Source organism: Protofrankia sp. CiP3 (genome assembly GCF_917627345.1).
In the GTDB taxonomy this organism is placed as follows: Bacteria; Actinomycetota; Actinomycetes; order Frankiales; family Frankiaceae; genus Protofrankia.
The window spans coordinates 13,247-19,544 of sequence record NZ_CAKJTM010000008.1 but is presented as its reverse complement, the minus strand read 5'-3'; the positions used below and the strand labels follow the sequence as shown (position 1 = coordinate 19,544).

Sequence of the window (6,298 nt, the reverse complement as noted above, 5' to 3'; positions counted from 1 at the left end):
GGGTGCCGGTGGCCCGGCGGGCGAGGTGGCGGTCGAGGATCTTGTCGAGCTCACCGGCGGCCAGTCGGGCCACACCTTCGCCGCGTCACTGGTGGACGCCGCCGGTGGACGCCGCCGGGTCGTGCTCAAGGTCGCCACGCCCGGTGTGCCTCCGGTCCGCAACCGGGACGTTCTGCGACAGGCCCGGTTGTTGCGCGCGTTGGCCGCCGTGCCGGACATCCGGGTGCCTCGGGTGCTCTTCGGCGACCCGGGGGACCCGCCGGGAATCCCACCACTATTCGCGATGGACTTCATCGACGGGGACTCCTACGAGCCGATCATGGATGCGCCGTGGGCGCCGCTCGCACCCGCGGCGGTGCGGGGCCGTTTCGCCGCGGCGGCGCGCATGCTCGCGGCGATGCAGGCCATCTCGCCGGTGTCGGTGGGCCTGGGGGATGAGCGGCCGGTGTCCCTGGCGGATGAGGTCGGTCGGTGGGAGCGCGCGCTGGACACGGTCGAACAGGCGTTGCGGCCGCGCCACTCGGACTGTGCCGCGGCACTGCGCGCCCGGCTGCCGGCAGAGCTTGCCCCGGTCGTGGTGCACGGTGACTGGCGCCTGGGCAACATGCTCGCCGTCGGCGGCGACATCACCGCCGTCATCGACTGGGAGATCTGGACGGTGGGCGATCCAAGATTGGACCTGGCCTGGTTTCTGTCCATGTGCGATGTGACGGGCAGCCCGATCGCGCGTTTCGACCCGCCGGGCGTCCCGTCCGCCGCTGCCGTCCTGGACACCTACGAGCAGGCCCGGGGCGCGGCCGTGGCCGATCTGCGTTGGTTCGACGCACTGGTCCACTTCAAGTCGGCGGCCACGCTGTCTCTCATCGTCAAGCACAACCGGCGGCGGCCCAGCCCGGACCCGTCCGCTGAGCGCTACGCGCGGGCCATCCCCGGATTGATCGAGAGCGCGCTGGCACTCCTGGGCTCATGACGTACCGCCGCGAACCACGAGGAGGACCGGCATGGCTGTAGCGGATGCCGGTACCGGTGCCGACAGCGGTGCCGGACGGGGAAGGAACGGGAATGCGTACCCGAAGGATCGGTAGCCTGGAGGTCTCGGTCGTGGGGCTGGGCTGCAACCAGCTCGGCACCACCTGCGACGAGACCAGGACCGCGGCAATCCTCGCCGCTGCCGCCGACAGCGGCGTGACCTTCTTCGACACGGCTGACGAGTACGGTGCCGGCGCGTCCGAGGAGCTGCTCGGGCGTCTGCTGGCCGCCCGCCGCGACGAAGTCGTGATCGCGACGAAGTTCGGGTCGCGCTACGGCGCGGCGCCCGGCGAAGGCGGCGCGAGCCCACGCTGGATCACGACGGCCGTCGAGGCGAGCCTGCGGCGGCTGCGCACCGACCGTATCGACCTCTACCAGCTGCACTTCCCCGACCCGTCTGTGCCGATCGAGGAGACCCTCGGTGCGTTGGACGGCCTCGTTCAGGCGGGCAAGGTCCGGGAGATCGGGTGCGCGAACATGGCCACCGCCCAGATCGACGAGGCGGCGCGTGCCGCGAACGATCATGGTCTGAGGCCGTTCGCCAGCGTCCAGAACCGGCTCAATCTGTTGCGGCCGGAGGCGCTTTCCGACACCGTGCCAGCCGCGTCCGCCCAGGGCATGGCGTTTCTTCCGTTCTTCCCCCTCGCGTCCGGAGTTCTCACCGGCAAGTATCGCCGGGGGCAGGCTCCCCCCGAGGGCACCCGTCTCGGAGATCATGTAGCCCCTGCGGTGGCGGCGAAAATCCTCTCCGGCCGCACACACGACCGCCTTGCGGCCTTCGAGCGGCTGGCCGGCCAGGACGGGCACACCCTCCTGGAACTCTCGATCGCCTGGCTGATCGCGCAACCCGCGGTGGCATCGGTGATCGCTGGCGTGACCTCGCCGGCGCAGCTCCGCACCAACGTCGCCGCCGCCGAGTGGGAGCTGAGCGCGGAGACCACGGCCGCGGCCTCGGCGATCGCGCGCGGTTAGCTCCTTGCCGAGGTCGCTCCTCTGATCACGTCGGTGGATCAGATTGTGCTGGTACTGACACCAAGAGTCATATTCGTGGATTTCCGGGCATGCGGTGAGTCTGGGACTTGACGGGTGTGGTGTCAAAGGTCACACTTCGCGCACTGTAGAAATGTCTATCCGATTAAGCGATTCATACTGTTGCGTTCGGTGATTCAGTCACCATCCTCAAGGAGGATCATGAAAGTCCGCTCGAAGGCACCCTTCGCCGTAGCGCTTGCCGGTGCCCTCGCGCTGGCCGCATGCGGTAGTTCTTCGTCGAATGACGGGAGTGCCGCGTCGGGGTCGGCGACCAAGCTTTCCGGCGAACCCATAAAGATCATGACGATCCAGGCGCTGTCAGGCCCGTCCGACAGCTACCCGGGAGTCCCCGCGGCGGTGAAGGCCGCGGCCGAAGCGATCAACAAGGCTGGCGGTATCAAGGGCCGGCCGCTGGAGGTCACCGCCTGCGATGACCAGTTCGACCCGAACAAGGGCGCTGATTGTGCGACCCAGGCTGTTCAGGGCAAGTACCTGTTCGTGACGGCCAACTCCAGCACCGGCGACCGGTACATGCCGATCCTGGAGAAGGCGAAGATCCCGGCGATCGGTGAAGTACCGAGCAGCGCCAGTGAGCTCAAGAGCCCGTACTCCTTCCCGTTCGGCAGCGGCGCGGTCAACATCGCCGGTGGCGGGACGGCCTGTGGCAAGCTCGGTAAGAAGGATCCGGCCGTCGCGGTCGTCGACATCGCGGCTGGACGCAACTCGGCTTCCTTCTTCGGCATCGGCCTCAAGCCGTTCAACCTGAACATCAACAAGACCGTGCCGATCGCGCCGACTGCCACCGACCTGACGACCAGCGCGGCCACGTTGATCAGCGGCACCACCGACTGCATCGACATGGTGCTGGGCTCGAGCCAGGCGTCCAAGCTGTTGCAGGCGCTCTCGCAGGCGGGCTCCAAGGCCACGACCGCCTACGGCGCTACGGTCATCGAGGACAAAATGATCAAAACACTGGGATCGGCCGCGGACGGGCTGGTGCTGGTTGGTTCGATGCCACCGGCCAGCGATAACACCATTCCCGCGATCAAGCAGTTCAACTCCGAGCTGGATGCCGCCGGCGTTGCCGCTGACACCCGCAGCGAAGGTGCCATGACCGCGTGGGCGACCGTCCACCTGGTGGCCCAGTACGCGGCGAAGCTGACCACGATTGACGGGGAGAGCCTGGCCAATGCTCTGAACACCGCCGGAGAGATCGACTTTTCGCCGCTGCCCAAGGTGGACTTCGCCAAGCCGATCAAGGTTCTGTTCGACGGTAACCGGATTTTCACCACCAGTGTGTACTTCTCCGAGGTCAAAAACGGTGCCCGTACACCACTGTTCGACAACCAGGCATTCAACGTCCTCGGCAGCTCCTAACCGCGGCTGTTTCGGCACCCGGCCGCGGTTCCTCCCGCGGCCGGGTGCGCCGGCATACCCGCGTTCTCGGCAGAAAGGCTTTCCGACGTGGACTTCCTCCGCTTTGCCCTGCTGGGTCTTGGCACGGGCAGCTTGTACGCGCTGGCCGCGCTCGGGATCGTGCTGGTCTTCCGAGCCTCCGGAGTACTGAATTTCGCCAGCGGCGTAACGGGCGGTTTCGCCGCCTTCGTCTTCTATGATCTGCGCGACACCCATCATGTGAACTGGATCGCCGCGCTGGTGCTGAGCATCGCGTTCGGGGCAGCGCTGGGTGGTGCCACCCACCTGTTGGTCATGGTTCCGCTGCGCAGGGCCTCCGCGTTGGTCAAGCTCATCGCCACGCTCGGAGTCCTGCTGTTCCTCGAGGGCGTGGTGGTGCTTATCTGGGGGTCCGCGCAGGAGCTGGTGAAGTCGATCTTGCCGACCAAGGCGGTCCACGTGACCGGCTCGTTGGTCATCGGTCAGGACCGCATCGTCCTCATCGGCCTTCTGATCGTGCTCGCGGTCGTCCTGTGGTTGGTCTACTCCCGGACCCGGTTCGGTCTCGCGACCACGGCGGTGGCGGAGAACCGGCGCACGGCGGCGGCCTCCGGATGGTCGACATCCATGATTGAGCTGGTGAACTGGAGCGTCGGCGGCGCGCTGTACGCCGCCGCCGCGATCTTCCTTGCGCCCATCACCGGACTGTCCGCGGGTGCACTCACTCTGCTTGTCGTTCCCGCGCTTGCGGCGGCACTGGTCGGAGGCTTCTCGTCCTTCCTGCTCACGATCGGCGGCGCCATGCTGCTCGGTGTCGTACAGGCGGAGGTCGGGCGCTACCTCGCCGACGTCACCGGGCTCGCGGATTCCGTACCGTTCCTGTTGATTATCGTCATTCTCACTCTCGGTGGACGTGCTCGGCCCGCCCGCGGTGACCTTCCCGTGCGGTTGCCGTTGCCCGGTCCAGGACGGGTGAACCTGCCGCTGCTCGTTCTGGCGATCGCCGTGGGCGCGTTGCTCGTCTGGACAGTGCCTACCGACTGGGTCGACTCGCTCGCCACGACCTTCATCGCGGCGGTGCTCGTGCTGTCCGTCGTCGTCGTCACCGGTTATGCCGGACAGCTGTCACTGAGCCAATGGGCGTTGGCCGGCTTCGGTGCCTGGGTCGCGGCCCGGTTGGTCGCCGCGTCGGGGTGGCCGTTCTGGCTGGCGGCACTCGTCGGTGTTCTTGTCGCGATACCGGCCGGTCTCATTGTGGCGCTGCCCGCACTGCGTACCCGTGGGGTTAACCTCGCGGTCGCCACGCTCGGCCTGGCGCTGGTGATCCAGAATATGATCTTGGGCAACGGTGAGCTCACCGGCGGGCTTGACGGGACCAACGTCGGGACGCCGTCCCTGTTCGGCGTCGACCTCGACCCGATCACCTACCCTCGGCGCTACGCGACCCTTATCCTGATCATGTTGGTGTTGCTCGGTCTCCTCGTGGCCAACGTGCGGCGTGGCCGCACCGGTCGACGGCTGCTGGCGATCCGCAGCAATGAGCGGGCCGCCGCGTCGATCGGCATCGGGGTCTACGGGGCCAAGCTCTACGCCTTCGGCCTGGCCGCCGCGATCGGCGCGATCGGCGGGATCCTCACCGGGTTCCGCAGCCCGACCGTGGTCTTCACCCAGTTCGACGTGTTCGGGTCCATCAACGTCGTCATGTATGCGGTGATTGGCGGCATTGGCTGGGCGTCGGGCAGCCTGGCTGGCGCCACCATGATTGCGGGCGGTGTCACGGCGAAGATCGTTGATTCGCTCGGTGACATCAGCGGCTGGCTGCCCCTCATCGCCGGTGGTGGCGTCATCCTGACGCTTTTCCAGGCCCCGGACGGGATCGCCAAACTCAACTCCGATGGTTATCAGGCACTTGTCGCACGGCTGCGCGGCGGCGGATCAGCACCAGCGCCAGCGCCGGCTGTAGACGGTGCGGCGCCCGCTGGTACCACCGCGACCGGCGCGGCCGGCGCTTCCGACGGAGCCGACGGAGCCGACGGCGCTGCCGCTGACAGGCCGGCCGCCAGCCGTCGCCGTGAGCCCGCGGTGCTTGAGGTGCGTAATCTCAGCGTCCGTTTCGGTGGGGTGCAGGCGCTCAGCGACGTCAACCTGCGCGTTGAGCCGGGCAAGGTGCTGGGGCTGATCGGCCCCAATGGCGCGGGCAAGACGACCTTGCTGGACATCGTCACCGGCTTCACCAAGCCGACGTCGGGCGAGGTGCTGCTCGACGGGAAGCCCATCGCCGGATGGTCGCCGGTACGGCGGGCACGGGCCGGGCTGGCCCGGTCCTTCCAGGCGGTCGAGCTGTTCCCGGACATGAGCGTCCGGGAGAATCTGCTCGCCGCCGCGGACACCCAGGCATTGGGGTACTACTTCACCGACATGATCCGTCCTGGGCGGCAGCGTCCGTCTGTCACCATGGAAGAGATCATCGAGGAGTTCGGGCTGGCGGATCTGCTGGACAGCAAGCCCGCTGAGCTTCCGCATGGCCGGGCGCGGCTCGTCGGCGTGGCCCGGGCGCTGCTCGCCGATCCGAACGTGCTGTTCCTCGACGAGCCGGCCGCCGGTCTGGACTCCCATGAGAGCGCCGAGATCGGGACGGTCATCCGGGGGATCGCCGAGCGGCGCAACACCGCCGTTCTGCTGATCGAGCATGACATTCCGCTGGTCCTCGGCATCTGCGACCGCATCGCGGTGCTCGACTTCGGTCGGAAGATCGCCGAAGGGGCACCTGAGGAGATCCGGACCAATCCCGATGTGATCCGTGCCTATCTCGGGGAGGACAGCCACACCGCCGACTCCACCG

At 67.7% G+C, this 6,298-nt stretch carries 4 protein-coding genes; all 4 read left to right on the top strand.

Annotated elements, in window-relative coordinates; genetic code table 11:
- On the top strand, positions 1 to 970 hold a 970-nt coding region (locus MJ797_RS04695; protein ID WP_239332177.1), incomplete at its 5' end, for a phosphotransferase family protein.
- A 92-nt stretch (positions 971 to 1,062) separates the two neighbouring features.
- The gene (locus MJ797_RS04690) at positions 1,063 to 2,001 is read left to right on the top strand and encodes an aldo/keto reductase (protein ID WP_239332175.1); all 939 of its coding nucleotides are present in this window, start codon (positions 1,063 to 1,065) and stop codon (positions 1,999 to 2,001) included.
- A gap of 219 nt (positions 2,002 to 2,220) precedes the next feature.
- Complete coding sequence (locus MJ797_RS04685) at positions 2,221 to 3,438, top strand: ABC transporter substrate-binding protein (protein WP_239332173.1); 1,218 nt, start codon at positions 2,221 to 2,223, stop codon at positions 3,436 to 3,438.
- Between the two features lie 87 nt (positions 3,439 to 3,525).
- A partial coding sequence (locus MJ797_RS04680; RefSeq protein ID WP_239332171.1) for a branched-chain amino acid ABC transporter permease/ATP-binding protein occupies positions 3,526 to 6,298 on the top strand: 2,773 nt, incomplete at its 3' end.